General features: G+C 60.1%; 23 protein-coding genes. 17 read left to right on the top strand and 6 right to left on the bottom strand.

Annotated elements, in window-relative coordinates; translation table 11 throughout:
• Positions 1–486 precede the first annotated feature (486 nt).
• Genes QD409_RS01565 through QD409_RS01550 form a run of 4 tightly spaced genes read left to right on the top strand, consistent with a single transcriptional unit; the run spans position 487 to position 5,653 of the window.
• Entirely contained in the window at positions 487–2,007 is a 1,521-nt protein-coding gene (locus tag QD409_RS01565; protein WP_430761693.1) for an ABC transporter substrate-binding protein, read from the top strand.
• Between the two features lie 21 nt (positions 2,008–2,028).
• Positions 2,029–2,970: an ABC transporter permease gene (locus QD409_RS01560; protein WP_430761874.1), complete on the top strand. Its 942-nt coding sequence runs from the start codon at positions 2,029–2,031 to the stop codon at positions 2,968–2,970.
• On the top strand, positions 2,967–3,827 hold the full coding sequence (locus tag QD409_RS01555) for an ABC transporter permease (RefSeq protein WP_430761692.1): 861 nt from the start codon (positions 2,967–2,969) through the stop codon (positions 3,825–3,827). The genes QD409_RS01560 and QD409_RS01555 overlap by 4 nt, the downstream gene beginning before the upstream one ends.
• A 2-nt stretch (positions 3,828–3,829) precedes the next feature.
• The gene (locus QD409_RS01550) at positions 3,830–5,653 is read left to right on the top strand and encodes an ABC transporter ATP-binding protein (protein ID WP_430761691.1); all 1,824 of its coding nucleotides are present in this window, start codon (positions 3,830–3,832) and stop codon (positions 5,651–5,653) included.
• A gap of 34 nt (positions 5,654–5,687) precedes the next feature.
• Here the strand turns inward: QD409_RS01550 and QD409_RS01545 are convergent, their stop codons facing one another.
• Positions 5,688–6,347 carry an ArsR/SmtB family transcription factor gene (locus QD409_RS01545; protein WP_430761690.1) on the bottom strand — a complete coding sequence of 220 codons (660 nt, stop codon included), beginning with the start codon at positions 6,345–6,347 and terminating at the stop codon, positions 5,688–5,690.
• A 259-nt stretch (positions 6,348–6,606) separates the two neighbouring features.
• On the opposite strand from QD409_RS01545, the gene QD409_RS01540 reads away from it, so the two are divergent.
• Together QD409_RS01540 and QD409_RS01535 are read left to right on the top strand one after the other, a co-directional pair.
• Positions 6,607–7,200, top strand: a complete 594-nt coding sequence (locus tag QD409_RS01540; RefSeq protein ID WP_430761689.1) for a class I SAM-dependent methyltransferase — start codon at positions 6,607–6,609, stop codon at positions 7,198–7,200.
• A gap of 208 nt (positions 7,201–7,408) precedes the next feature.
• Complete coding sequence (locus tag QD409_RS01535) at positions 7,409–8,056, top strand: hypothetical protein (protein WP_430761688.1); 648 nt, start codon at positions 7,409–7,411, stop codon at positions 8,054–8,056.
• A gap of 48 nt (positions 8,057–8,104) precedes the next feature.
• Here QD409_RS01535 and QD409_RS01530 read toward each other — a convergent pair whose 3' ends face one another.
• The 3 genes from QD409_RS01530 to QD409_RS01520 all read right to left on the bottom strand — a co-directional run bounded on the left by QD409_RS01530 (position 8,105) and on the right by QD409_RS01520 (position 11,601).
• On the bottom strand, positions 8,105–9,292 hold the full coding sequence (locus QD409_RS01530) for an arabinose transporter (RefSeq protein ID WP_430761687.1): 1,188 nt from the start codon (positions 9,290–9,292) through the stop codon (positions 8,105–8,107).
• 260 nt (positions 9,293–9,552) lie between these two features.
• Positions 9,553–10,182, bottom strand: a complete 630-nt coding sequence (locus QD409_RS01525; RefSeq protein WP_430761686.1) for a ParB-like protein — start codon at positions 10,180–10,182, stop codon at positions 9,553–9,555.
• A 651-nt stretch (positions 10,183–10,833) separates the two neighbouring features.
• Entirely contained in the window at positions 10,834–11,601 is a 768-nt protein-coding gene (locus tag QD409_RS01520) for a phosphatase PAP2 family protein (RefSeq protein ID WP_430761685.1), read from the bottom strand.
• Positions 11,602–11,802: 201 nt separating this feature from the next.
• Between QD409_RS01520 and QD409_RS01515 the strand changes: the two genes are divergently transcribed.
• The gene (locus tag QD409_RS01515; RefSeq protein ID WP_430761684.1) at positions 11,803–12,495 is read left to right on the top strand and encodes a response regulator; all 693 of its coding nucleotides are present in this window, start codon (positions 11,803–11,805) and stop codon (positions 12,493–12,495) included.
• Positions 12,492–13,664, top strand: coding sequence for an ATP-binding protein (locus QD409_RS01510; protein ID WP_430761683.1), 1,173 nt, complete (start codon positions 12,492–12,494; stop codon positions 13,662–13,664). The genes QD409_RS01515 and QD409_RS01510 overlap by 4 nt, the downstream gene beginning before the upstream one ends.
• Before the next feature lie 139 nt (positions 13,665–13,803).
• Here the strand turns inward: QD409_RS01510 and QD409_RS01505 are convergent, their stop codons facing one another.
• Positions 13,804–14,754, bottom strand: a complete 951-nt coding sequence (locus QD409_RS01505) for a DUF535 family protein (RefSeq protein WP_430761682.1) — start codon at positions 14,752–14,754, stop codon at positions 13,804–13,806.
• A gap of 168 nt (positions 14,755–14,922) precedes the next feature.
• Complete coding sequence (locus QD409_RS01500; RefSeq protein ID WP_430761681.1) at positions 14,923–16,584, bottom strand: hypothetical protein; 1,662 nt, start codon at positions 16,582–16,584, stop codon at positions 14,923–14,925.
• Between the two features lie 336 nt (positions 16,585–16,920).
• On the opposite strand from QD409_RS01500, the gene QD409_RS01495 reads away from it, so the two are divergent.
• The 9 genes from QD409_RS01495 to QD409_RS01455 all read left to right on the top strand — a co-directional run bounded on the left by QD409_RS01495 (position 16,921) and on the right by QD409_RS01455 (position 26,703).
• A complete protein-coding gene (locus QD409_RS01495; protein WP_430761680.1) occupies positions 16,921–17,904 on the top strand; it encodes a helix-turn-helix domain-containing protein in 984 nt (327 codons plus the stop codon).
• A gap of 225 nt (positions 17,905–18,129) precedes the next feature.
• The gene (locus QD409_RS01490; protein ID WP_430761679.1) at positions 18,130–19,212 is read left to right on the top strand and encodes an HD-GYP domain-containing protein; all 1,083 of its coding nucleotides are present in this window, start codon (positions 18,130–18,132) and stop codon (positions 19,210–19,212) included.
• Positions 19,209–19,535: an STAS domain-containing protein gene (locus QD409_RS01485; protein ID WP_430761678.1), complete on the top strand. Its 327-nt coding sequence runs from the start codon at positions 19,209–19,211 to the stop codon at positions 19,533–19,535. Before QD409_RS01490 ends, QD409_RS01485 begins: the two co-directional genes overlap by 4 nt.
• Positions 19,532–19,900 (top strand): response regulator, encoded by a 369-nt coding sequence (locus QD409_RS01480; RefSeq protein WP_430761677.1) that lies wholly within the window; start codon positions 19,532–19,534, stop codon positions 19,898–19,900. The genes QD409_RS01485 and QD409_RS01480 overlap by 4 nt, the downstream gene beginning before the upstream one ends.
• Positions 19,897–21,921, top strand: coding sequence for a chemotaxis protein CheA (locus QD409_RS01475; RefSeq protein WP_430761676.1), 2,025 nt, complete (start codon positions 19,897–19,899; stop codon positions 21,919–21,921). The genes QD409_RS01480 and QD409_RS01475 overlap by 4 nt, the downstream gene beginning before the upstream one ends.
• The gene (locus QD409_RS01470) at positions 21,918–22,430 is read left to right on the top strand and encodes a chemotaxis protein CheW (RefSeq protein WP_092844101.1); all 513 of its coding nucleotides are present in this window, start codon (positions 21,918–21,920) and stop codon (positions 22,428–22,430) included. Before QD409_RS01475 ends, QD409_RS01470 begins: the two co-directional genes overlap by 4 nt.
• Positions 22,431–22,455: 25 nt before the next feature.
• A complete protein-coding gene (locus QD409_RS01465; RefSeq protein ID WP_430761675.1) occupies positions 22,456–24,165 on the top strand; it encodes a methyl-accepting chemotaxis protein in 1,710 nt (569 codons plus the stop codon).
• 195 nt (positions 24,166–24,360) lie between these two features.
• Positions 24,361–26,193, top strand: a complete 1,833-nt coding sequence (locus QD409_RS01460) for a methyl-accepting chemotaxis protein (RefSeq protein ID WP_430761674.1) — start codon at positions 24,361–24,363, stop codon at positions 26,191–26,193.
• On the top strand, positions 26,194–26,703 hold the full coding sequence (locus QD409_RS01455) for a chemotaxis protein CheW (protein WP_430761673.1): 510 nt from the start codon (positions 26,194–26,196) through the stop codon (positions 26,701–26,703).
• Positions 26,704–26,709 lie beyond the last annotated feature (6 nt).

Raw genomic sequence — 26,709 nt, 5'->3', positions numbered from 1 at the left:
ACTTTGCCGGAACCTTACGGTTTCGAGATGATTGGCGAACGTGGCCGGTGTGGCGGATCCCGACCAGGACTGTCCATCGAACGAGCGTCCTCTGCGCTTCAACGCCTCACCGCCGGTTAGTTGTACTCATGAAAATCCACGCGCAAATCCATCGAATTACGAAAATAATTTACATGAAGATATGCGAATTAACAAAAAGCCGTTGACAATGACGAATATCATGTCGTTATTAAGAAAAAAAATTACACAATAAGACATCAACGGGTGAACAGCGCAGCAGCAGGCCTTCCGAAAATGAACGCCGCCTAGTTGCTGTCCATATTCGATCACCATGAGCCTGCGGAAGATCGCGGCGCCATGCAGGCAACGGCCACGCTTTGGCGAACCGCGATGCCTTGAACCTGACATCGACCAGGACAAAAGCCGGTTGCATGCATGCCGATTGACAAAAGCGACGGTCCTAAGAGGACGGCTGACAAAAAGGGGATGATGATGAAAAGCGCATTCGTTCTTCTCACGCTGGCTATGCTCGCCGGCACCAGCAATCTGGCGATCGCCCAGACGTCAGACGGCGTTCTGACCGTCGCCACCATCGGCGAGCTGCCCACCCTCGATGCCATGCAGACGCCCACCGATATCGTGCTGACGGTCGATCAGCATATTTTCGAGACGCTCTACACCTACGATGGCCAATGGAAGTCCGTTCCGCTGCTGGCAGCTGCCATGCCGACGATTTCGCAGGATGGCCTCACCTATCGCATTCCGCTGCGCGAAGGCGTCAAGTTCCACGACGGCAGCGATTTCGGCTCCAAGGATGTCGTCGCCTCGCTGAAGCGCTGGATGAACGTCAATTCCAAGGGCAAGCAGGTTGCCACGATCGTCGACAGCCTGACGGCCGATGGCGATCATGCCGTGATCTTCAAGCTGAAGTCGCGCTATGCGCCGCTGCTGGCGACGCTTTCCCAATCCTCGATCATCCTTCCAGCAGCCAAGGTTGCCGACACGATTACCGACTTCATCGGCACCGGCCCTTACATGCTGAAAGAACGCAAGCCGGACCAGTATACGCAGCTCGTGCGCTTCGACGGCTACAAGTCGCCCGTTGGCGAGCCGAACAACTATGCCGGCAAGCGCGACGCCGTCGCCAAGGAAATCCGCTTCGTGCCGGTGCCGGATGCCAATACCCGCGTCGAAGGGCTGATCTCCGGGCAGTTCGATTTCGCTGACTCCCTGCCTGTCAGCGCCTATGAGCGCATCGAAAAGAGCGGCAACGCCAAGCCCGTCATCTTCGAGAATACCGGCTGGGTATCGCTCAACATGAACATGAAGCAGGGCCTGCTGGTCAAGAAGCCGCTGCGCCAGGCCGCGCAGGCCGCGCTGAATTCTTCCGACATGATGCTTGCCGCCTTCAACGATCAACGCTTCTTCAGCGTCGATGGCTCCATCTTCCCGAAAGGCTCGTTCTGGCACACTGAGGCCGGCGTTGCGCGCTATGGCGAAGGCGATCCCGAAACGGCGGCAAAGCTGCTGAAGGACGCCGGATATGACGGCACACCGCTGCGGCTTCTGACCAGCCGCCAGTATGAATTCCACTATAAAATCGGCGAGGTCGCCAAGGCTTATCTGGAGGCTGCGGGCTTCAAGGTCGACATGCAGGTGGTCGACTGGGCAACGCTGACGACCCGCCGCGCCGATCCGAAAGAGTGGGATATCTTCATCACGCACTCCAACTTCCCCGGCGACCCGACCACGATCAACACAATCACCGACAGCTATCCCGGCTGGTATGTCTCCGATCAGAAGGCCAAGGCTGTCTCGACCTACATGGACGCGACGAGCGACGACGCGAAACAGAAGGCATGGGCAGGTATCCAGACCGTGATCTACGACGATGCGCCTCTCTACAAGGTCGGCAACTTCAACGCCCTTTCGGGCGTCTCCGCCTCGGTCACCGGCTATACGCCGACCTATTGGCCGCACTTCTGGAACGTCACCCCGAAGAAATAAGGCTGAACGCACATGGCAAAGATCGCCCAGGCGCTTTTGCGACGTCTCGGAGGCATGGTGATTGTGCTCGCGCTCGTCGTGACGGTCGTCTTCGTTATCGTCCGGGTTACTCCGGGCGATCCGGCGGCCGTCATGCTCGGGGCCGACGCCACGCCGCAGGACATTGCACAATTGCGGGCCAAGATGGGGCTGGACGCGCCGCTGCTCGTTCAATACGCGCAGTTCGTGCTCGGCCTGTTCAAGGGCGATCTCGGGCAATCGATCTTTCTCAACCAGCCAGTCACCCAGGCGCTTGCCGCTCGCGCCGAGCCGACCTTCTTCCTGACGCTGTTCTCCATCCTGATCGCCACGGCGATCGCGCTTCCCGTCGGAATCATCTCGGCCGTCAAGCGGGGAACGATCTTCGATCAGATCGTCGTTGTTCTCACCATGGTGGCGGCGAGTGTCCCGAGCTTCTGGCTCGGTCTGATGCTGATCCAGATCCTGGCCGTTGGCCAGGGCTGGTTCCCGGCTTCGGGCTATGGCGGCCCGGATACCGACTTCCTCGAGCGTCTGCACCATCTCGTCCTGCCGGCAATTACGCTGGGTGTCGTCAATTCGGCGATGATCACCCGCTTCACCCGCGCCGCCATGCTCGACGTGCTCGGCGACGACTATGTGCGCACGGCCCGTGCCAAGGGAGCGAGCGAAGGCCGCGTCATCCTGAAGCATGCGCTCAAAAACGCGATGATCCCGATCATCACCGTCATCGGCCTTTCCGTCGCCATGCTCGTCGCCGGAGCTGTCGTGACTGAGACCGTCTTCGGCCTGCCCGGAGTCGGCAATCTCGTCGTCTCAGCCGTTCTCCGGCGCGACTATCCGGTGATCCAGGGCGCGCTTCTGGTCGTGGCAGCCATCTACGTGCTCATCAATTTCGTCGTCGACATGCTCTATATTCTCGTCGATCCGAGGGTGCGCCTATGACCGTCGGCTCCTTCACGCTTCCCTTCGCTTCGAGCCTGCGACGCCTCTTCGGCAACCGGGCCATGCTCTTCGGCGCCATCATCCTGCTTGTCGTCATCGTCGCGGCCATCCTGGCGCCGTGGATCGCCCCTTACGCGCCGAACAAGCTGTCGATCGTCAACAAGCTGAAGGGGCCGTCGGCAGCCCATATCTTCGGCACCGACGAATTCGGCCGTGACATCTTCTCGCGTGCGATCTTCGCCGGCCGCATCTCGCTGCTGGTCAGCCTCGGTGTCGTCTGCATTTCAACCGCGCTCGGCGTGTTTCTCGGCGTTATCGCCGGATATTTCCGCAGGCTGGATGCACCGATCTCGCGTCTGCTCGATGCGATGATGTCCTTTCCCGACATTCTTCTTGCCATCGCGCTCGTGGCAGCGCTGGGACCGTCGCTGGTAACCGTGATCCTGGCGCTCGGCATCACCTATGCGCCGCGTCTTGCCCGCATCGTGCGAGGCTCGACGCTGGTTCTCAGAGAACTGCCCTATATCGAGGCGGCGATCTCGATGGGTCTGCCGACCTGGCAGATTCTCGGCCGCCATGTCCTGCTCAACTTGGCATCGCCCATTCTGGTGCAGGCGACCTTCGTCTTCGCCTCGGCGATGCTCGCGGAAGCAAGCCTTTCCTTCCTCGGCGTCGGCGTCTCCTCCGACATGCCGACCTGGGGAACCATGCTCGCCTCCGGTCGGGAATTCATGAACAACGCACCCTGGCTCATGGTCTTCCCCGGCCTTGCCATCGTCTTCTCGGTGCTGTCGCTGCAATTGCTCGGCGACGGCCTGCGCGATCTGGTCGATCCGCGCCTTGCAAAGGAGAGCTGATCATGGCCGACACGATCCAACCGGTTCTCTCGATCGAAAATCTGACGACCTCGTTCAAGACGGCCGAAGGCTGGCGCGCGGTCATCCGCAACATCAACCTGCAGGTCTCAGCAGGAGAAACGGTCGCCATCGTCGGCGAATCCGGCTCGGGCAAGAGCGTGACGGCGCTCTCAACCATGCGCCTGCTACCCCCGGGCAGAGCCCGATGCGAGGGCAAGATCCTGCTTGCGGGAAAGGATCTCCTCACCGTTTCGGAAGCGGAGATGCGCTCCGTTCGTGGCGGCTCGATCGGCATGATCTTTCAGGAGCCGATGACCTCGCTCAATCCGGTGTTCACGATCGGCAACCAGATCGCTGAGGCGCTGGTGCTGCACCAGAACCTCTCGTGGAAGGCCGCCGAGGCGGAAGCCCTGCGGCTGATGGAGCGCGTGCGCATTCCGGCGGCAAAGTCGCGGCTCAACGAGTATCCGCATAAATTCTCCGGCGGGATGCGCCAGCGCGTGATGATCGCCATGGCGCTTGCCTGCCGCCCCAAGCTGCTGATCGCCGACGAGCCGACTACGGCACTCGACGTCACCATCCAGGCTGAAATTCTCCATCTCATCCGCGAACTGCAGCGCGAAGAGAACATGGCGGTCCTCTTCATCACCCACGACATGGGCGTGGTGGCGGAAGTGGCCGATCGCACGGTCGTCATGTTCCGCGGCGACATGATCGAGACCGGCGTCACAACGGATATTTTTGCGGCACCGAAGGAAGGCTATACCAAATCACTTCTTGCCTCGATCCCGCGCCTCGGCACCATGGGCGAGACCGAGGCTCCCCGGCGCTTTCCGGAAGTCGATGCAAAGACCGGCGAGGCCACGGAAGGCCGCGAGATGAAGCCGGTGGCGCAAGATATTGCGCCGATCCTCAAGGTCGACAATCTTGCCGTGCGCTTCGATCTGCCGAACGGCCGCATCCACGCCGTCGAGGACGTTTCCTTCGATCTTCGCCCAGGCGAAACACTCTCGCTCGTCGGCGAATCCGGCTGCGGCAAGTCCACCACCGGGCGCACGATCATGCGCCTGATCGAGGCAACGGCAGGTTCGGTTGCCATTGATGGCAAGGACGTCACCAAGGCTGGGAGCAAAGAGCTGCGGGCAATGCGCCGCATGGCGCAGATCATCTTCCAGGACCCTTTCGCCTCGCTCAATCCACGCATGACGGTCGGCGCAGCGATCATCGAACCGATGCTGTCGCACAAGCTGATGGGCCAGCGGGATGCAAAGGAACGCGTGGCCGAGTTGCTCGATCAGGTGGGTCTATCGGCCGCCGTCGCCAGCCGCTATCCGCATGAATTCTCCGGCGGCCAGCGGCAGCGCATCTCCATCGCCCGGGCGCTCGCCCTCAACCCGAGATTCATCATCGCCGACGAGGCCGTGTCAGCGCTTGACGTTTCCGTCAAGGCGCAGGTCTCCAACCTGCTGCTCGACCTGCAGGACAAGCAGGGGCTTGCATATCTCTTCATCTCGCACGACATGGCCGTCGTCGAGCGCATGAGCCATCGCGTCGCCGTGATGTATCTGGGCGAAATCGTCGAGATCGGCCCGCGCGCCGCCATCTTCGACAATCCGCAGCATCCCTATACCCGCCGCCTAATTTCGGCCGTGCCGATCCCCGACCCCACCCGACGCAGCATGCAGCCACAAACACAGCGCGAAGAGATCAAGAGTGCGATCCGGCCGCATGACTACGTGCCGCCGAAGCGGACCTATCAGGAAGTATCGCCTGGACATTTCGTGCAGGATACGGCCGCAACATGGTCAAAGAGCACCTCGGCCTGAGAAACTTGAGTCGCGAAGGACGATGTTCTTTCTGTCAGGCTGCCATTTCCACATCGAGGCCGGCTGCCTTCCACTCGGGAAAGCCGTCCTCCAGCCGACGAATGCGATAACCCTTTGCCCTTAGCGCCGCGACCGCCTCAAAGGACAGGACACAATAGGAACCTCTGCAGTAGGCGACGATCTCCTGCTCCTTTGGCAAATCGGCAAGCCGCCGTTCCAACTCTTCCAGAGGGATATTGATCGCACCGGGCAGATGGCCGAGGGCAAACTCGTCATCCGGCCGAACGTCGAGAAGAGTGACATCCTTATCTTTTAGCCGACTAACCAGCTCGACGCGCGTAACTGGCTCCAGCGCGTCGAGTTTGCCGAAATAGTCGGCAGCGATCTCGCGGACCTCCGCGCTGTTGCGCTCGGCATAACGGCGCAACGCCGAAAGCAGATCAAGAACAGGCCCATCGGCAAGCCGATAGAGAACATGCTTGCCATCGCGGCGCGTTTTGACGAAGCCGCCTCTGCGCAGCTGCTGCAAATGTGCCGAGGTGTTGGCGACGGATAGGCCGGAAAGCTCTGCTAGCCGCTCAACCGGCCGTTCGCCCTGCGAAGCATGCTCCAGAAGCTCCAATCGATGCGCATGACCCAGCACACGCGCCAACGCGGCGAATTGCTCGAACATCTGAATCTTTGCGCTTGTCATTGACGCAGAACCTAGCATTCTCTAAACATTAAAACAAATCTTTGATTGTTTGAATGGTTGTCTCCAATGACAAAGCCTCGACGTGATGCTGCTGCCGTGAATGGACCTAGCCGCGCTGACCTGGCTCGGCTACACAGTCAGCGGCAGCGCCCACCGTCATCTGACGTCGCAATGGCGCTGCGTTCAGCTATAATATCGGGATGATCGTTGCGACGTGACGCCATGCGCACGCCCGGTTCAACATCGGCGGAGATCGAAAATGAATGAGGCTTTTCCGGCGACCTCGATGCCGGATCGGGACTGGTGGTCGGCGCTTTGGCCGAAGCCTGAGGAAATACTTCGAGCGCTGCGCATTATGCCGGAAATGACGGTCCTCGATCTTTGTTGCGGCGACGGATACTTCACTGCACCCCTGGCAAAGTTGGTGGCCGGGAAGGTCTGCGCGCTCGATCTGGATGAGGCCATGATCGAAACGGCACGGGCAGAATGCCTGCGGCAAGGCGTGTCCGCAAAAGAATGGATATGCGCTGATGCACGCGATGTCGCGACATCTCTGCCCGAAAAGGTCGACTATGTCCTGATGGCAAACACGTTCCATGGTGTGCCCGACCAGCCGGCACTTGTGCACGTCATTCGCTCGGTTCTCAAATCCACAGGGCTGCTCGGCATCGTCAACTGGGTCAACCGGCCACGGGAAGAGACGATAGTGCTTGGCCAGCCGCGCGGGCCCAGGACTGACATGCGCATGGCGCCCGAAGACGTCACGACTATCGTCGAAGCCGGCGGCTTCAGATTGCTGGCCGCGATAGAGCTGCCGCCCTATCACTATGGTGTCGTCTTCGCTGCTTCGTAAGAAATTGCTAAGCCTTACCCCTCCAAATCAGATGGCGGCTGATCAACTCCATGGATCGCAGAATACAACGCAAGGTCTAATAATCTAGCTTCGTGCAAGTTATGGAAGATATCAACTTGCGCGGGATGACACACCCGCCCTCCCGGGAGGGGAAGTCCTCAAGCTAGACGATCACAGATGGCCGCTAGCGCAGACCTGGAGATTTGGCATGGTGAACAACATCAATTCGCTGCGGTTTCACAATTCGCATGTCGTATCGCGGACGCCGCGCGCTGGACAAACGACGAACAACGACACATCGCAAATATCGAGATCTACAGGTTCGGTCTTGGGCGGCTCCGTCAGCCCGGCTCATTCGAACAGCAAATTCAGCATCCTCCTTGCAGGGTTGTCGAAAAACACCGGCACAACGAAGGCCGCTACGCCGGCGGCTGCCCCGAAAGTGGTCAATGACGTCACGTCGAGCGACTTCATAAAATCGCTCACCGCAAAGCTGAAGGCTTCGGTCAACGATCCCGTCAGCGGTCCGCAAGCTAAAGCGATGCTGGCCGCTCTCAAGAACGGTACTCTGTCCGTATCCGACCCGACCAAGGGCGTGACGATCAAAGCGTGGGACCCGGACGACAAGACCAGCAAAGCGGCCAAGCCCGAGAAGATCGCCACCGACAATTGGAACGAATTCCTGAGGGATCATCTGAAGCGGAGCGACAAGGGAAGCTTGGTGCGGACGAGCGACGGAAGCTATATCGACAAGCCAACCAAGCAGAACGCCTTCTTCGGCTCTCTCAACGGCAAATACTACTACGTCACCTGGCCGGCGGAAGTCACGGCAAGCGGAAAGCCGGCATCGGCCTGAAAAAAGGAGCGGATGGCCCCGGCCAAGCGGCGGGGACCATCCATTCGGTCAGCTGAATGCGGTTGCCCGCGCCCGCAGAAGCGAGAGAGCGATCAGCAGACCGGCGGCGGCAGCAACCGCGCCGATCAGGAACACGCTGTCATAGCCGGCACGGTCGGCGAGCAGACCGGCAAGAGGACCCGTCAGCCCGTAGGCAAGATCCTGAAAGGCCGAAAAGCCCCCCAGGGCCGTACCGCGCAGATGCGGCTCGACAAGACGCACGACCTCCCGCCCCATGGCCGGGAAGATCATCGAGCATCCAAGCCCCGTCAGGAACGCACCGACCAGGGCAAGGACCGGATCGCTTGCACTCCAGATCAGGAACTGCCCCACAGTTTCGATAGCGAGCGATCCGGCTGCCACCGGCAGGCCGCCAATGCGATCCGGCAGATGGCCGAAATGCACGCGCACCAGAACGAAGCCGCCGCCGAAAGCCGTCAGGCCCAGACCGGCATAACCCCAGCCACGGTCGAGAAAATAGAGCGTGAAGAAGGCGCCGATGGCAGCAAAGCCTATGCCCTGAAGGCACACGATGAACCCGTGCATCCATACCCTGCCAACGACGCTCCAGAACGGCGGACGCGCCGCAGCCGGATGAGCTGCAACGGCGGGAAGCCGCCAGATCGCCAGCAAGCCGAGGCAAGGCAGAACGGCACCGATCGCCATGGCGCCGGCGAATCCGCAACGCTCGAGTAAAGCCAGTCCGATCGGGCCGCCAAGGGCAAGAGCGCCGTAGATGGCCGCGCCGACCAAGGCCAGGACCTTGCCGGAGCGGGCCGGGCCGACGAGCCCTATTCCCCAGGCGATCACTCCAACCGCAACCAGGCTTTCACCCAGCCCGAGCAGCAAGCGGCCGGCAAGAAGGAACAGATAGGACGTCCAGGGGGTATGAACCAGGAGGCCGGCGCCCAATGAGTCCAGCGCGCCTGCGGCATAGAAGGCAAGCCCGCGCACAACGGCGAGCTTGGGGCCTCGGTGATCTGACAGACCTCCGGCATAGCCGCGCGTCAGGATCGTCGCGAGAAATGCGATGCCGACGCCGAGCCCTGCCCAGCCATTGCCGAGCCCGAGCTGCTCGGTCACATAGATCGGGACGATCGGCAGCGACATGCCGATGCAAAGGTAGGACATGAAAAGAATGGCGCTCAGCAGCAGAAGGCGGCCTTGTGCCGCGTCACCTGTCGATTTGAAAGCCATGATGATCTCCAGGCTTTTCCCGATCGACGGAGGCACAAAAAAACGCACTCCGACCGACGAGGATCGTTGAGTGCGTTGCTTGACGTCAAACGCTTACGGCCGGATGGAACCGGCTGCCTTTCCCATAGGCGCTTGGTGAAAAGGTGTCAACTGACGGGCGGAGTCGCGAGAGAACCGATCATGCCCGGAGTGCGCCATTCGCGAACATTGCTACCCACGGCACCAAGTATCGTCGACGCTGTGCGCTTGGCGGAGTGCGCCTATTCGGCAACCGGACCACACCAGCCGGGCAGATAATCCGCATCCCTGCTCTTCGCATATTCGAGTGCTTTCGCCAGCGCAGCCTCGAAATCCCGGTCGAGATCCTTGCGCTTGACGCGGCGGCGCAGGAAATCCGCCCAGAGGAATTCGCTGAACGGCGTCGTATCCTTGGCATAGCCGCCAACTTGCCGCAATTCGCCCGCCAATGAACGATAGGGATCGTCGATCAGATCCTTGATGCTTTTCGGAATGTCCTCATAGCCTCGCCGTTTTCCCTCCCCATCGAAGGGATGCATCCAGTCATGGCAATCCATCACGAACCAGAAGGATTCACGATCGAGCCGCGAGAGATCCGCGACTGTCGTCACCAGCACATCCTTCACGCCTTCCTCGTGGAGCGCCAGAGAAAGATGATGATGATCGATGACGTAGTATCGACCGCGTGGACCGCGTATGGCGGGGATCATGTGATTTCCGAGGAACTCACCGGCCTTGTCGCCGTCGGCCTCCGCTTTCGCTCGCCACGCCTTTCGCTTGGCCTTGACCTCACGCATCCCGACCGTGATCTGGGTGGGCCTCAATTCTTCGATTGGAACAGGTTTCAGGATCGGTTCGCGCACCATAACCATTGGAAGACTCTCCGTACGGGAAATGTCACGGCAGACTAACACAACGACCGGAGCCGACAAGATCGTCTGCAAGCATCAATTTAGAATAAAGCTATATATCGTCGTGGGTGCATATGCCGCTTCTGATAGCGACCGCATCGACGCTGCCCTGATATCTCTTGCGCCTGTGCTTACATTGCGTTCGTGCGGACAATCTTGAACTGAGAGCGTCGGTAAAAGACCACCATTTCCCGCTCAAAGCTCTCCATGGCGTGCACAATCCATGGCTCGTAACGGCTCGTGCGCGCGCGCCCTCTACATCGGTTATCCATGTCGGCCAAGCCGCGTAGCGCCCAATCTACCAACCCCATCCCGTCACTCTCACCCGAAAGCCCCTGCCGCAAGCCCTTGCATTGTGCGCCGCACGGGCCTGTGCCGCATTCGACGGTGCGGCCAACGCTAAATAGGTAACTCCTAATTAAAGGAAAGGTGAACAAACGTTCTGTTAAGACCTGTAACATGCCTTCGGCCGATGACGCTCCATCCCGCAGAGCAAGGTGCCTCGTCCGATGATCACGCCGTTCTGGCCGGCAATCATGGAAGACGTCGCGCGAGGATGAAGTCTTGCCGCCACCGCAGCGGAAATAGTCGAATGCCTGCTGCAAACTGAACTCACTTGGATGTCAGGCGCGAAAAGAACCGATCGATCACCTTCGCATTCAGGTCGACCCAGCGCCAAATCCACGCCATGGCAAAGACCGTCAGCAGCCAGCCCAGCATCACGTCGGACAGGAAATGCGCTCCGAAAACGACGCGATTGAACGCGACCAGCATCAGGCATGGCGTGATAACGGCCGCGGTACCCCATCTGTATCGTTCAGGCACGAACACCAGCAGGGAAAGCGCCGCGGCGGCAACCGCGGTTTCACCCGAAGGGAAGGAGCAGTTGCTGCTGCATGCCGTGGAAAACTGCCACACGGGCGTAAAATCCGCATTGCCGCCGAACTCGACGAGTTCGCGGGGGCGCACGCGTCCGATCACGACCTTCAGCGTTTGCACGATGGCAAGCGGCCCGGCAGCAAAACTCAGAAGCACGAATAGAGGCTTGTGCGGGGCGCAGAACCTGAACCGCTTCGGCAGGAAGACATGCAATACAATAAGCAGCACCATGCCGGAGAGGAGGTAAACCTGGCCCCCGCGCGTGACATCCCTCACCGCCTTCAGGAAGGGGTTCTCCGCCAACCAGAACGCATGCCCTTGGAAGAACAAACGCGCCACGGCAAGATCGAGCCTGGGGAAGACAACGAAGATGAAGCTGGTCCAGACGATCAGCATCCCGAGGACGGCCAGCCCCCCGTCAGTATTCGATTGCGTTTCCGGTTGACGCAGACGCGTTGCACCGGAGACGGAACTCCAAGAACGCGATGCAAACTTCCACATGCCGAATCTCCCAAGGCTGGACGACGGTAAGCTGACGTCCGATTGTCAAGAAATGGCGAAGATTGCATGAAGGCCATGTTCAGAGCCGGCCATAGGACGGTCAAAGGACTGTTTGGAATTTGCAGAAGCCGGTTTTGTCCGCAATAGTGCGTCTCCACGGCGGCAAGGCCGACAGGAAAATCAGGGGCATAAGGCACTAGAGTGGACAACAGTCTCGTTCTCATCGTGGAGGATGAACCGGCCATCGCGCAGATATTGGAAGCCTATCTGACGCGAGACGGCTTTCGCACCGTGCGCGCCGGCGATGGCGAGACCGCACTCCAGCATCATGCGCTTTTGAAGCCAGATATCGTGCTGCTGGACGTTCGCCTGCCGAAGCTTGACGGCTTCGGGGTGCTCGGCCGTCTGCGCCAGGTCGGCTCGACGCCGATCATCATGGTCACCGCCGTCGCCGACGATATAGACCGCCTGAGCGGACTGCGGCTCGGAGCCGATGACTATGTCGTCAAACCGTTCAACCCGCAGGAGGTCGTCGCACGCGTCCGAGCCGTCTTGCGCCGGACGCAGGGGGACCGTGCTGAAACGGTTCGCCGTTTCGGCGCTCTGGAAGTCGATTTCGGCAGCTACACAGCCTTCATCAATAACGACGGGCGTCGCGTTCCGCTGCCCCTGACCCTCAGCGAGTTCCGGATTCTTGCCTATATGATCCGACACCCGACCCAAGCTTTCGCGCGCTCGGACATCCTCGATGCTTGCCTGCCGGAAAGCGATGCCCTGGTGCGTACCGTCGATACGCACATCTCAAACCTTCGGCGCAAACTGGAGGATATGGGGCAGGACGGCTTCTTTCCTGCTGTACGCGGCATTGGCTACCGCTTTTCGGATCCGAGATGAAGAAGTTCAGATTCCCCTGCGTCTCCCTCGCCACCCTTACCGCCATCGTCACAACCATCATGCTGCTTCTGAGCGTCGGTCTGACCTACATAGGGGTCAGCTGGTATGCCTCCTATCTGGAAGAGAGCATCACCGAAGCCCTGCCGCCAAAAGCCTCTGCGGCCTATAAGATGCTGAGTGAAGGCAAGGTTCCCGACGGAGACTCTCTTACGCTGCTTTTCGAACACCTCAATGCGCTGACGGGACCGACGGATCTGAAAGTTCAGCTTTCCGTTCTGGTCTGCGGCCTGCTTTCGGCCGTGGTCTGCGCCCTCATCGGCGTCTTTCTGGCGCGGCGGCTCGCGAGCCCCCTCGGAGAACTCACCTCCGCTGCCGAAGGCCTGAAATCCGGGGACTTCTCGGTTCGCGTTGCCGAGCCCTATCGCAGCACGCGGGAAGTCGCGAGCCTGGTCACGACCTTCAACGCGCTTGCGACAGGTCTCGAAACCATGGAAAAGAGATTACGCTTCAACAACATGGCGGTCGCACACGAACTGCGGACACCGCTGACGATCCTGCAAGGATCGCTGCAGAGCATGCTCGACGGCGTCTTTCCGATGGACCGGAAAATAGTATCCGACCTACTGCTTCAGGTCGAAGGATTGGGGCGCATCGTCGAAGATCTGCGCACTCTTTCCCTGGCCATTGGCCAAAAGCTCGTCATCGAGCGCCAGCGGATCGATGTTTCCGATGTGGTTGAAACAGTCCTTGCCTCGGCCAAACCGATGCTGGATGCCAGCAAGCTGCAGGTTGAAGCCGACCTCCGGCCCGCGCGGATCTCGGCGGATTCGCCAAGGGTCCGTCAGGCGGTCCTGGCACTCCTCCAAAATGCCTGCCGCTATGCTGCAGATGGCGGCTGGCTGAGATGCGAGACGGAGCGGCTGCGAGATGGAAGCGTCGTCATCCGCATTCTCGATCGCGGCCCCGGATTTCCGGAGGACATGGATGCGATCGACACCAATCCCTTCTGGCGTGGCGAATCCTCCCGTTCACGCGCAACCGGCGGCACCGGACTGGGGCTTTCCGTGGTGCAGGCCATCGCCGTTGCCCATGGCGGGCGGCTGGAATTTGGAAACCGGCCGGAAGGCGGGGCGATGGTCGCCATCCACTTGACGGACAAGAACGTCTAGAAGACCGTCACCCCGACGTTCGGTCTTGGTGGTTCGCTAGCTCAAGTTCCGCGGAATGTGAGCGTGCGTACTTCTCGATCTCCTTGCCAGCTCACGGCTGACAAATCCGGCCGGACCCACACCCACTTGCACTCGCTCTTCAATAGAAGAGTTCACCGACATTATAGAACCACAGCTTGCTCTGGCTGCGCTTGTCCGCGCCGTAGGTTTTCGAGTGCGGAACAAGGAAGCCGAAGGTGTCGTCCGGTTCGCCGGAGCGTTCCGCCCAGAAGGCGTCGATATTCGACATCATCATCGATTGCTTGCTGCCGCGCCGATAGTGGATCGGTTGCTTCGCCTGCGAAATGGCAAGGAAATGCTGCGCACGGCCTTCGACGGTCAGGCCTTGCAGCACGACCAGGATCGCCTCCTTCGGCCGCAGGCCGGAGAGGTCGCGGGTCACCTCGACCATGCGCTGCTTGGCATTGCGCGGGCCCTGCATGCTGCCAACGACGAATGTGTAGCGGCCTTCCACCCCATGATGGACAAACATGAACCGCGCCGTGCAGAGAACGGCCTTGTCGCGCACGCGAACGAGCTTGATGGCAAAAGCACCCTCACGGCGTCCGCCGCTGCGATCGGCAAGCGCGATAAGACATGAATATGCTTCGCTGCGCCCCTGGACAGTGCCCATGTCGAGCCACTCGCCACGCCAAAGGCTGATCATGCTTTCGCGTGACAGAATCCGTTCCGCAATCGAGAAATGGTCGATGAGAAGTGCGAGCCGCTTGGAACTGCTCAAGCCGTAGACGAGGAATTTCGACAACGGCTTCTGCAGCAATTCATCGTGCGGAGCCGGGAACGCCCGCTTTGCCGTAAACGTCGCGAGGAAATGCCACCATCGCATCGTCAGCAGCGGATTGGCAGCGAAGCGAAACCAAAAGAGAAACGCACGCTTCCAGCGCACCCGCAGGCTAAAGGTCAATATTCTCAAGAGCAGCAGATAGCGGGAGCGCAGCGGTTCGCCTGATGTCGGCAGCTTCGTCCCGCGAAGAGCAACACTGGACATGGCGCCATCCGGCGCAGTTGCGATCGATGTGTTCTGATTCATCCCAATACCCGGCGCATCTTGTTACGCCGGATCATCTGCGCTGGGATTGTCAAGGTAGCGTCAAGACAAGGTCAGTCTTTCATGGGGAGTGCCCTGACAGGGCGAAGCCGGTCCCGCGGAGACGCGCGTTCTCATCCCCTCGATCCTCAGCAAAAGGCTTCGTCACGACTAGAAGAGAGCGTCGGCGAACAACTCCTCGTCATTCGACGAAGCCGGCCCGCTTTCCGCTGCCGGGCTTTCCATGCCGAAGATCGCCGCATGGATCTCGCGTTCGGCGGCCATGGTGTAGACCTTGAAAACGCGCTCGGAAATGACCGCCAAGTGTGCTTCCAGCCCGCTTTTGTCCAAGTTTGTACGGCGCGCAAGGCCGACCTCTCGTGTGCAGGACGCCAGTGTTTCACCGATTCCTGCCCGGAAATCGAGGCTGCTGACGATCTCGGCGACCTGGGAGGTCATGTCCTCACCACAGCGGCGGAGCTCCTTCACGTTCATGTCCATGGAAGAGCCGGCTTCGGTGATATGCAGCAGCGCAGCGTCGATATGGGCGCCGAGACCGGAGGCATTGTCCGGCTCGTTGGTCTGCCGCCAGTCCTTCAGGCCTGTCGCTTGCGTTTCGAGCTTGCCGAGCCCGGTAAGTATCTTCTCGGCATCTTCATCGAGCAAGGATGCGAATGAGCGCAGCTCACCGGCGACGACGTTGATTGCGCGCCCCTCTTCTCCAAGCTTGCCGCAGCGCAGATTGGTGTTGAGGGCCATATATTGGATGTCGCGACGCACGAGCTGGATAGTCTGGATGCTCGTGGTCAGCTCCTTGACCATCTCCGACGTCTTTTCGCTCAGCCGGTTTGCCCCCGCTGCTGCGGCATCGATGCGGTCGACGACACCGCGAGCGGCGGAAAGATCGCCGCGCAGCGAATTGATCGGGCTTTTCCCATCCTCGCCGCTCTGCGCCATCATGGTCTGATAGAGGCCGAGAAGGGTGCGGATGTCGCCGCTGAAGCTGCGAATATTCTCTACAATCTTGCCTGTCTCGCGGTTGAACCCTCCGGTCGTCTCATTGAGCAACTCGAAGACGAGAGTCATCGCCAGCCCGGAAAGGCGCTGACGATCCGCAGCCGAAAGGCCTGCCGGAGCTTCAGCGGCAAGATAGGCCTCCGTGATCGCGTGAGCGGTCTGGCAATGCTCGACCCTCTGACGCGTGATATCGCCGATCTGCATGGCGGAAAGCGTGTGGGCAACCTTGTTCTGGATTTTTCGCGCAAGGCCGGAAACGGTATCGGCCAGTTCCGACAGGTTACGCCGCTGGACCTGGATTTCATCGGCATTCGACAGCAGACGCCGGGCGATGGATGGAATGCCGTCGAGATATTGTGCGAGCGAACTGTCTTCGCTGGCAGCGGCGGATTCGATTTGCGCCTCCAACGAGCGGATCTGCACCGATAGTGCCCTGACTTCCTTGGTTGCAAATTCGATGCGTTCGACGATCTCGCTGGCAAAGCTGGAGAAGTCCGGAATCCTTGCGCCTGCAATTTTTGCTGTCGCAGCAAAGGTTCGCAAATAGCGCAGAGTCTCTTCCATCGACAGCACATGTACGCCGAGCGACCGACCGGTCTCGCCGATGATTGCGACGCTATCCTGACGGCGCACTTCGGCGGGCGGCAGCTGATGCAGCAGATCGACCGTCTGAAGCAGGCGACCGGTGGCTTCGGCGGCGTTTTCCTCCTTCAGCGAGTTGCCAATATGCTCCAGCAGACCGACCAGCTTGGTCAGCGCCTCCGTCACAGTGATCAGAACCGCGCCGCCGTCCAGGAAGCGCTGCTCGATCTGCAATCGGGCACCTTCCAGCCGGTCGATAAAACTATCTGCGGAAACGGAGGTTTCCGCAGAAGTTGCAAATGTTCGGTTCGCCGCCGCATACGCCATACTGTTGGACCTCACCTGAAACCGTCTTCGGGAAACTAAGGCGGAGTCAGAAATACGGAGTTAACAGCCGAGACAAAACTGGCAGTTGTCCCAAAGTTGCGCCTTTTTATCGACCCAGAGTAAAGCTTTGGGCAAGACCTGGTCCTTATATCTACCACCGGGCGTATATGCGCCGACTTGAAGGCCATCGGTTCTACTTGCGATTTAGATCGTGGCGAGCCCGCTGAAGCTGATCGAACAGAAATGAACATTGCCGTTGACAAATATGCATGGTCGTCCTGCGAGCCCACGGAGCTTCAGGAAAAACTGAGTGCTGCCGACATATCCGTCGTTTTCGATCAAGGATCGGAAAACCCGCGGTTTCACATCGACGTCACCGTGGCGATGATCCGGGAAATGGCGGCCTGGAAGATATTTTCTGAGACTGGCTACGAGATCCAATACCTGTTTCGCCCTGCCGATCGCATCGAGCTGCACTTCGTCGAAAGCGGCACCTTCGAGGTTGAAACAGAGGAGCAGGAATTCAGCGCGACTGCGGGGACGGCCTTCATGCTGCTGTCTTCCGGACCCACAAGGCTCAAAGCCTCTCGGAGCGCCTGCAAGATCGCGCTCGCCATACCCCGCTCTCTTTGCCTGCCACTGATCCATCTCGAGAATGGCGATCCCGAGGCCTTCTTCCGGCGCTTCGATGCGATGGCCGACCTCACGGAAAAGGGCGTGCGCACCATCCACCTCATGGCGGCCTTGCTTCTGGAATCGGGCGATCACCCATTTGCCGGCTCGCCGCTGGGTGCATCCCTTTTCCAGGAAGCCCTTATCACCGCATTCCTGCAATCGTGGCCGACATCGGCCCAGAAGACCATGATCCAGGCCGCACGGCCTCGCAATCTGAAACGAGCGCTGGACTGGATCCAGGCGCATCTCGGCGAAGAATTCACCGTGTTGGATATCGCGCGAAATGCCGGGCAAAGCGTGCGCAGCTTGCAGCTATCCTTTCAGCAGAATGTGGGGATGAATCCTCTGAACTACGTTCAGCGCCTGCGGCTTCAGCAGATCCATCACGAGCTGCTCCATGGCGATGCCGACGAGAATATATCGGATATTGCCGCACGCTGGGGTTTCAGCCATATGGGATACTTTGCTGCGCGCTATCGCGCCCTCTACGGCGTCTCTCCATCATCGACGCGTGCCAGCCGCCGTCGCCTGAGCCCCCCTTCAAATATTTAATATCAGAAATACGCAATTCTATCACTATATCGCAGTTAATTGCGAAAACTATCACAGGTTGAAGCCGGATTTAATACACCGTTAGCCATTTAACGATTTCGTTGAGCCAGCCAAGACTCACAATCATTGTGACGCGGCCCTTTCGTCCGAAAGGTCTCCAAACATCCAAACCGATAAACGTGAGTGAACCCCGCATATCTGCAGCGGGCGCTCCGCGGGGTAACTATGCGCGTCTTCGTCATAGATGACAGTCCTTCTGTCGTGGCCACGCTTCGCCGAGCGGTCGAAGCCATCAGTGGCAGCGAGGTCTTGTCGTTCCTGCATCCTCGCGATGCACTCGAGCGGCTGGAGGATCAGGCGCCGGATCTCATTCTCGTCGACTACATGATGCCCGGCATGAACGGCATCGACGTCATTTCCCATTTGCGCAAGAATTCCCATACGGCGCATATCCCCGCCATCATGATCACGTCCCGCAGGGAAGCTGACATCAAGCTGGCGGCGATGAAAGCCGGCGCTACCGAATTCCTGAACAAGCCGATCGATGAGGCGGAGCTGACGATCCGTGTCCGCAATATTCTCAGCATCGGCGAAGAGCGGTTGGCACTTGCGACCAAGGCAGCATCGCTGCAGCGCGATTTCGATGTAGCCATGAAACGGATCGAGCGGCACGAGGAAGAAATCATATGGCGCCTCTCCAGGGCGATCGCCTGCCGCCACGGCGAGACGGCGGATCACCTGGACCGGGTTGCCATCGTTGCCCGGATGATTGCCGAAGAGGTCGGTCTGGACGAGCGCCGCTGCCGCACGGTCTTTCTTGCCAGCGCCCTGCACGATATCGGCAAGATCGGCCTGCCCGACGCCATTCTTTCCAAGCCCGGCCCGCTGACCGCCGAAGAACGTTTGCAAATGCAGCAGCACACGGATTTCGGCGGAGAAATATTGAGCGACAGTTCCAGCGAACTGATCGAGGTCGCGCGCAAGATTGCGGAAAGCCACCACGAGAAATGGGATGGCACGGGCTACCCAAAGGGCATTGCAGGGGCCTCGATTCCGATCGAAGCGCGCGTCGTCGCCATAGCCGATGTCTTCGATGCGCTATGCTCCAGACGATCCTACAAGGCTGCCTGGCCGATCGCCGACGCCTTTCGCGAGATCGTCAACAGCAGCGGGACGCATTTCGACCCCGGTTGCGTGGCCGCCTTCTGCCGGCGTTGGATCGACATCAAAGGCCTCTTCGAACAGGAGCGCGGCGACGGCTCCAAGACGACAGTTCCAACACTTCAGCTATCTCGGGGTTCGGCATGAGCGGACAGACGGAAATCCTGCGCCTTCATGGCCCTTTGACGATCAAGACCATCGCCAATGTGAGAGACATCATCCAGGTCTATCTTCAAGAGGCGGCCTCGCTTCGCCGATCCCTGGTCATCGACATCGACGATAGCGAGGAGATCGACCTCACCCTACCCCAACTGCTCCTGTCCGCACGGCAAACGGCCGACCGGACGGGCGTGAGGATTGCATTGAACAAACCCGCAGACGGCAATTTTCTGACCGTCCTGCAACGGACCGGCCTCCTTTGCGGCGACCGGCACAAGGATAGCTTCTGGCTAGAAGGAAAAGCAGCATGAGCGCAAATATTCTCACCGTCGACGATTCCGCCAGCATTCGGCTGACCACGCGCATTGCCCTTACCAACGCCGGATATGCGGTAACCGAAGCGGTCGACGGTGCCGATGGCCTGAGCAAGATGAAGACGGGCAATTTCGACCTGATCGTCACCGATCTCAACATGCCGACCATGGACGGCCTGACCATGATCCGCGGCCTGCGGCAGCTGCCGGCCTATATGGGAACACCGGTCATCTTCCTGACTACGGAATCGGACGGCGATCTCAAGCAGCAGGCAAAGGCGGCAGGTGCCACCGGCTGGCTGACGAAGCCATTCGATCCTGAGAACCTCATCAAGATCGTGCGCAAGGTTTTGGGCAGATGAACGAACTCGATCCGATCGCCGTTTTCAGGACGGAGGCCGCCGAGCAACTCGAACTGATCGAGGCCGGCCTCCTCGATCTGATGCGCGATCTGAGCGACAGGGCTCAGATCGATACGGTCTTCAGAGGGCTCCATACCCTCAAGGGATCCGGCTCCATGTTCGGCTTCGATCAACTGGCCGCCTTCACCCACCATTGCGAAACCGCCTTCGACCGGGTTCGCAAGGGCGAGGCTTCCGCCACGAAGGAGCTGGTGGGTGCCGTTCTCGATGCACAGGGGCACATGCAGGCGCTACTGGAAAATCCGAACGGCGATCACGAGACCATGAGCTCCGTTCTGCTGGAAAAGCTGCGTCTTGCGGTTGGCGCAAACGGCGCACCGGCAGCACCTGTTGCCGCCCCGACGGTTGCAGCGACATTAAACGCCGGTTCCCCCGTAGGCAGCGCCAAGACATGGCATCTGAAATTCAGCCTGCCGGCCAACGCCATGGCCAATGGCACCAATCCGCTCGGCCTTCTCGATGAACTGCGCGATCTCGGCGAATGCCGCATCGAAGCCGATATCGATGCCATCCCTCTGCTTCAGGATCTCGCCCCCCGTGACCTCCACATCGGCTGGACGGTTCATCTGACGACCGAAAAGCCTCGCTCCGAGATCGAGGATGTCTTCATCTTCGTCATGGACGACATGACAATGGAGCTTCGCGAACTCCAGACCGCGCAACCGGCAAGCCCCCCGCCTTCAGTCTCGCCCCAACAAAAGGCGGCAGCAGAAGCGCCATCAAAATCGACCAGCCAGCAGGTTGATGCAGGCAAAGTTCAGCCCGCGGACGCTAAGTCGCAGAAGCAGGCAGACAATGTTCGCATTCCGGCATTGCGTCTCGACGAGATGATGGATCGGGTCGGAGAGCTGGTCATTGCCCAGTCGCGGCTGAGCCAGATGGCAAATTCCGTGGCGGATCTCGGCCTGCGCTCCGTTTCGGAAGAGATCGAGCGGCTCGCCGGCGAGCTGCGGGACACGATGATGGTCCTGCGTATGATGCCGGTCGCGAGCCTTTTCAGCCGCTTCCGCCGACTGGTCCACGATCTTGCCCGCGAGACCGGCAAGGATATCGAGCTTATCACCGAGGGCGAAGGCACCGAAGTCGACAAGACCGTCATCGACCGGCTCGCTGATCCGCTCGTCCACCTCGTGCGCAACTCGATCGACCACGGGCTGGAAAGCCCGGATGATCGTGTCGCAGCCGGCAAGCCGGTGACCGGGCGCGTCATTCTCTCCGCGCACCAGACCGGCAGCGAAGTCATCATCTCGATCAAGGATGACGGGCGCGGCATCGACAGGCAGAAGGTGCGTGCCAAGGCGGAAGCCAATGGCCTCATCCAGCCAGGTGCCCAGCTCACGGACAAGGAGCTGTTGCAGCTCATCTTTCAGCCCGGTTTTTCGACGGCGGAGAAGGTCACCAATCTTTCCGGCCGCGGCGTCGGCATGGATGTGGTGAAGAAAACCATCGAGACGCTGCGCGGATCGATCGACATCGCCAGCGAGTTCGGCAAGGGTTCAGACATTGCCCTGCGAATTCCTTTGACGCTTGCGATCATCGACGGGCTTCTCGTGCGGGTGGGCAATGGCCGTTACGTGATCCCGCTGGCAGCCGTCGAGGAATGCCTCGAGCTTTCGGTCGAGCAGGATCTGCGCTCGCGCGGCCGCAGCTTCATTTCGCTTCGCGACGACCTGGTGCCCTTCCTGCGGCTTCGCGAGCTGTTCCGGACCGGCACCGAGCCGGACCCCTATCAGAAGGTCGTGGTGATCTCGACCGGCAGTCAGCGGGTCGGCCTCGTCGTCGATCAGATCATCGGCGACCACCAGACCGTCATCAAGTCGATGTCGAAGCTGCACGACCACGTCTCCACCTTTTCAGGCGCGACCATTCTCGGTGACGGCAACGTGGCGCTGATCCTTGATGTCGTGCACCTGATCGCCGCCGGACAACATCAGGAGGCGCAATTGCGGGCAGCAGGATGATGGAAGCAGAGGTAAAATCCGATTATCGCGCCGTCTGGAAGGATGCGGAGGAACTCTCCGTCCTGACCTTCAGCCTGAATGGCGAGACCTTCGCCATCGAGGCGGTCATCGTTCAGGAAATCCTGGATCTGCTGCCCGAAACCAATGTTCCCGGCAGCCTGCCGTTTGTCGGCAGCGTCATCAATTTCCGCGGCAAGGTCATTCCGCTGGCCGATATCCGCGTCGCCTTCGGCATGGAGCCGGGCAACGTAACGATCGACAGCCGCATCGTCGTGACGGGGCTCGAACTCGATGGCGAGACGACGCTGATCGGCATTCGAACCGACAAGGTCTACGAGGTCACGCAGCTGTTGCAGTCGGCGAGCGAGCCACCGCCGATCATCGGCATGCGCTGGCGTCCGGACTACGTCCAGGCGCTCGTGAAACGAGGCGGCGAATTCATCATCATCCCGAACCTGCAGGCGATCTTCTCTTCGCAACGCGCAGGTGCGGCCAGAGCAACAGCATGAATTTTCAAGGCAAGGGGGCTACCAGATGCGCTTTACGATCAAGCTCAAGCTGCTTCTAGCATTTGCTGTCGTGATTGCCATGCTTCTCGGCACGGCTGTCTACAGCATCACCACACTCGGCCAGGTCAATGACAATTGGTCCGATACATTGACGGGGCCGGCCGAAAGGCTGCGCCTTGCTCAGAACCTCGACATCGCTGTGCTGCAACAGCTGCGGCAGCAGAAGAACATGCTGCTATCGGCGTCGGTCGACGAGACCAAAGGTTACATTGCCAAGAGCGATGTAGCACGCGCAGAATTTGACGCCGATCTTACAAAGATCCTCGCCAACGCCACCGAGCAGGACATGGCCTATTGGTCGCAGATCAAGGATCTTTCGGTCAATTGGCGTACCGCCGACGACCATGTTCGAAGCATGATGCTGGCCGGGAACAGCGCCGGCGCACTGCAAATCTCGTCGACCGAAGCCCGCGAAACGAGCACGAAGATCGACCACGTCCTGGCACAGGTCTTCGAAGCCGAACGCGCGCGGCTGAAGCAGGCAGATCAAGATGCGGCAAACGCCTATGCGCATGCACGCTCGATCCTGATCATCATTGCCTCGGCGGCGTCGATCCTCGCGCTTATTTCGGCAATCTGGATCATCATCTCGATCAACAAGGGCATCAACCGCGCCGTCAGGACGGTCCAGACGGTGGCCGAAGGCGATCTGACGGAATTTGCTGTTATCACCACCAAAGACGAAATCGGCGATCTGCTTGGCCACGTCAATTCGATGATCGAACGGCTGCGCGGCGTCGTCGCCGATGCGCTGTCGGCATCCGACAACGTCTCGTCCGGTAGCCAGCAGCTGTCGGCTGGCTCCGAGCAGCTGTCGCAGGGTGCGACCGAACAGGCTTCGTCCGCTGAAGAGGCCTCCGCCTCGATGGAAGAGATGGCCGCCAACATCAAGCAGAATGCCGACAACGCCGCCCAGACGGAGAAGATCGCCCGTCAGTCCGCCAAGGACGCAGAGGTCAGCGGCCAGGCCGTCGACCGTGCCGTCAACGCCATGCGCACCATTGCCGAGAAGATCTCCATTGTTCAGGAAATCGCCCGACAGACCGATCTGCTTGCCCTCAATGCCGCCGTCGAGGCGGCCCGTGCCGGCGAGCACGGCCGCGGCTTTGCCGTCGTCGCCTCCGAAGTGCGCAAGCTTGCCGAGCGCAGCCAGGCGGCAGCCGCCGAAATCTCCAGCCTCTCGGGCGAGACCGTTACGGTCGCAACCGAGGCCGGCGACATGCTGTCGCGGCTGGTGCCCGATATCCGCAAGACGGCCGAACTGGTCGCCGAAATCTCGGCTGCCTGCCGCGAGCAGGACATCGGCGCATCGCAGATCAACGAGGCGATCCAGCAGCTCGACAAGGTGACGCAGCAGAACGCCGGCGCTTCCGAAGAGATGTCAGCAACGTCGGAAGAGCTTGCCGCTCAGGCTGAGGAACTGCAGGCCTCGATCGCCTTCTTCAAGGTCGATCAGGCCAATGCCCGCAGAGCCCAGCCGGTGCACAACCCTGTCCATCATGCGATGGGCGCCGCCAAGGCCAAGCCTGGCGCCAAGGTAACGGCTGCCAGGGCACCTGCCGCTCGCGCCGACAACGGCATTGCCGCGCAGCAGGCTCGTCTCAAGGGCTTCAGTCTCGACATGTCCATGGGTGGTCCCGACGCCGATGACAACGACTTTCGCCAGAGCGCCTAGGCGGATGGCTTGATACCAAGAGGATCCGGCGCCGGAAGGCGCCGGATCAGAGGCTGGCGAATGCTACCGCAGGCCTCAAGAACTGATCCTCGGTTCGCGGAAGGGTGAATGTATCGGTCTTCGCGCATCCAGACGGTCTCCGTCTGACTTTTCAAACTTAGATCATCGAACCTCTCTTCCCAGGATTTTTTTGAGATGCGCTTTACCATCAAGTTGAAATTGACTCTCGCATTCGGCCTCCTGATCCTGCTGTCGACCGGCATGTCCGTCCTGGCAATCATGAGCCTGTCTTCTCTCAACACAGCGGTTTCCGAAATCATCCAGGGCCCAGCCGCCAATCTGCGCAGTTCCGGCGATCTCTCCAGTGCCGTGTTGAATGCCATCCGCAATGAGAAGAATGCCATTCTCAACACCGACCCGCAGGCGATCGCCAATTACGTCAATGAGATTCACGTAAACGAGACGAAAATCGATCAGCTCCTGCAGACATTGTCCCAGAGCAAGGACGAGGCCGTCCTTGCCAGAACCAGGGAATTCTCGAAGCAGTTTCCGGCCTGGAAACAGGTGGACGAGCAAGCCCTGAAGCTGGCGACGGAGAACACGGACGAAAGCGACCGCAAAGCGGCGGAAATCTCCATGAATGAAGGCCGCAAGGCGACCGCGGTTCTCCTGGAGGCGGTCGACGGCATCAATCAGGCGATTGTTGCTAATCTGCAGGAGACCGACCAGGCAACCGATGCGCAATATGCCTTTGCGCGAAATCTTCTGCTCACCTCGCTGGCAGTCATGTTCGTGCTCTCGACTGCCGTCGCCATCTGGATCGCGCTCGGGATCAATCGCGGCCTGAAGAAGATCCAGACCGTCGCCGAAGGCGTGGCAATCGGCGATCTCAACCAGAATATCGAGATCAAGACCAACGACGAGATCAAGGACCTCGTCGACACCATCAATGTCATGACCGGCAACCTGCGTAATACCGCAATGATCGCCGACCAGATTGCCAACGGCGATCTGACGGTCAAGCCGAAGCCGATGTCGGACAAGGACACACTTGGCGTCTCGCTCCTGTCGATGGTCGAGCGGCTGCGCGGCGTCGTCGCGGATGCGCTGTCGGCTTCAGACAACGTCTCGTCGGGCAGCCAGCAGCTATCGGCCGGCTCCGAGCAGCTGTCACAGGGTGCGACCGAACAGGCTTCGTCCGCTGAAGAGGCCTCCGCCTCGATGGAAGAGATGGCTGCCAACATCAAGCAGAACGCCGACAACGCCGCCCAGACGGAGAAGATCGCCCGTCAGTCCGCCAAGGACGCAGAGATCAGCGGCCAGGCCGTCGACCGTGCCGTCAACGCCATGCGCACCATTGCCGAGAAGATCTCCATTGTTCAGGAAATCGCCCGACAGACCGATCTGCTTGCCCTCAATGCCGCCGTCGAAGCGGCCCGTGCCGGCGAACACGGCCGCGGCTTTGCCGTCGTCGCGTCCGAAGTGCGCAAGCTTGCCGAGCGCAGCCAGGCGGCAGCAGCCGAAATCTCAAGCCTCTCGGGCGAGACCGTCACGGTCGCAACCGAGGCCGGCGATATGCTCTCGCGTCTCGTGCCCGATATCCGCAAGACGGCCGAACTGGTCGCCGAAATCTCGGCGGCCTGCCGCGAACAGGACATCGGCGCATCGCAAATCAACGAGGCGATCCAGCAGCTCGACAAGGTGACGCAGCAGAATGCCGGCGCTTCCGAAGAAATGTCGGCAACGTCGGAAGAACTCGCCGCCCAGGCCGAGGAACTGCAGGCTTCGATTGCCTTCTTCAAGGTGGACCAGGCCAATACGCGCAAGGCGCAGCCGGTACACAATCCCATCCATCAGGCGATGGGCGCCGCCAAGGCCAAGCCTGCCATCAAGGCACCTGCCAGAGCACCTGCCGCTCGCGCCGACAACAGCATCGCCGCGCAGCAGGCTCGTCTCAGGGGCTTCAGCCTCGACATGTCCATGGGTGGTCCCGACGCCGATGACAACGACTTCAAGGAGAGCGCATAAATGGTCGCGACCAGCACCGAAGCTCAATATGTGACCTTCGGCCTCGGTGAAGAATGCTTCGCCGTTCCGGTTGAGGTGGTTCGCGAAATCCTGGACCATCAGGACGCCTTTCGTATTCCGCATGGGCCGGACTATCTGCTGGGCCTGCGCGACGTACGCGGCCAAGGCGTGCCGGTCATCGACCTGCGCCTCCGGCTTGGCATGTCGGCTACCGCCAAGACGCCGCATACCCGCATTCTGGTGATCGACATTCCGATCACAGACAAGGTGCTGACGCTCGGTCTGGTCGCAGACCGTGTTTTCGAGGTTACCTCGTTCAAACATCAGGCGATCGAAAGCGCTCCCGACATCGGGGTGCGCTGGCCCTCCGAGTATATTGCAGGCGTAGTGCGCAGGGAGAACGGCTTCGTTGTCATCATCGACCTCGCCAAGCTCTTCTCCTCCTCCGACAAGGTATCGTTGATGGGTGTAGGCGCTGGTCAAAGCGCTTCAGAATTTGCCGCCATTTGAGTGAGA

The organism is Rhizobium sp. BR 315, assembly GCF_050577975.1.
Lineage (GTDB): Bacteria > Pseudomonadota > Alphaproteobacteria > Rhizobiales > Rhizobiaceae > Rhizobium > Rhizobium miluonense.
Note: the sequence above shows the minus strand (reverse complement) of the source record. Positions and strands in the feature narration are given on the sequence as shown.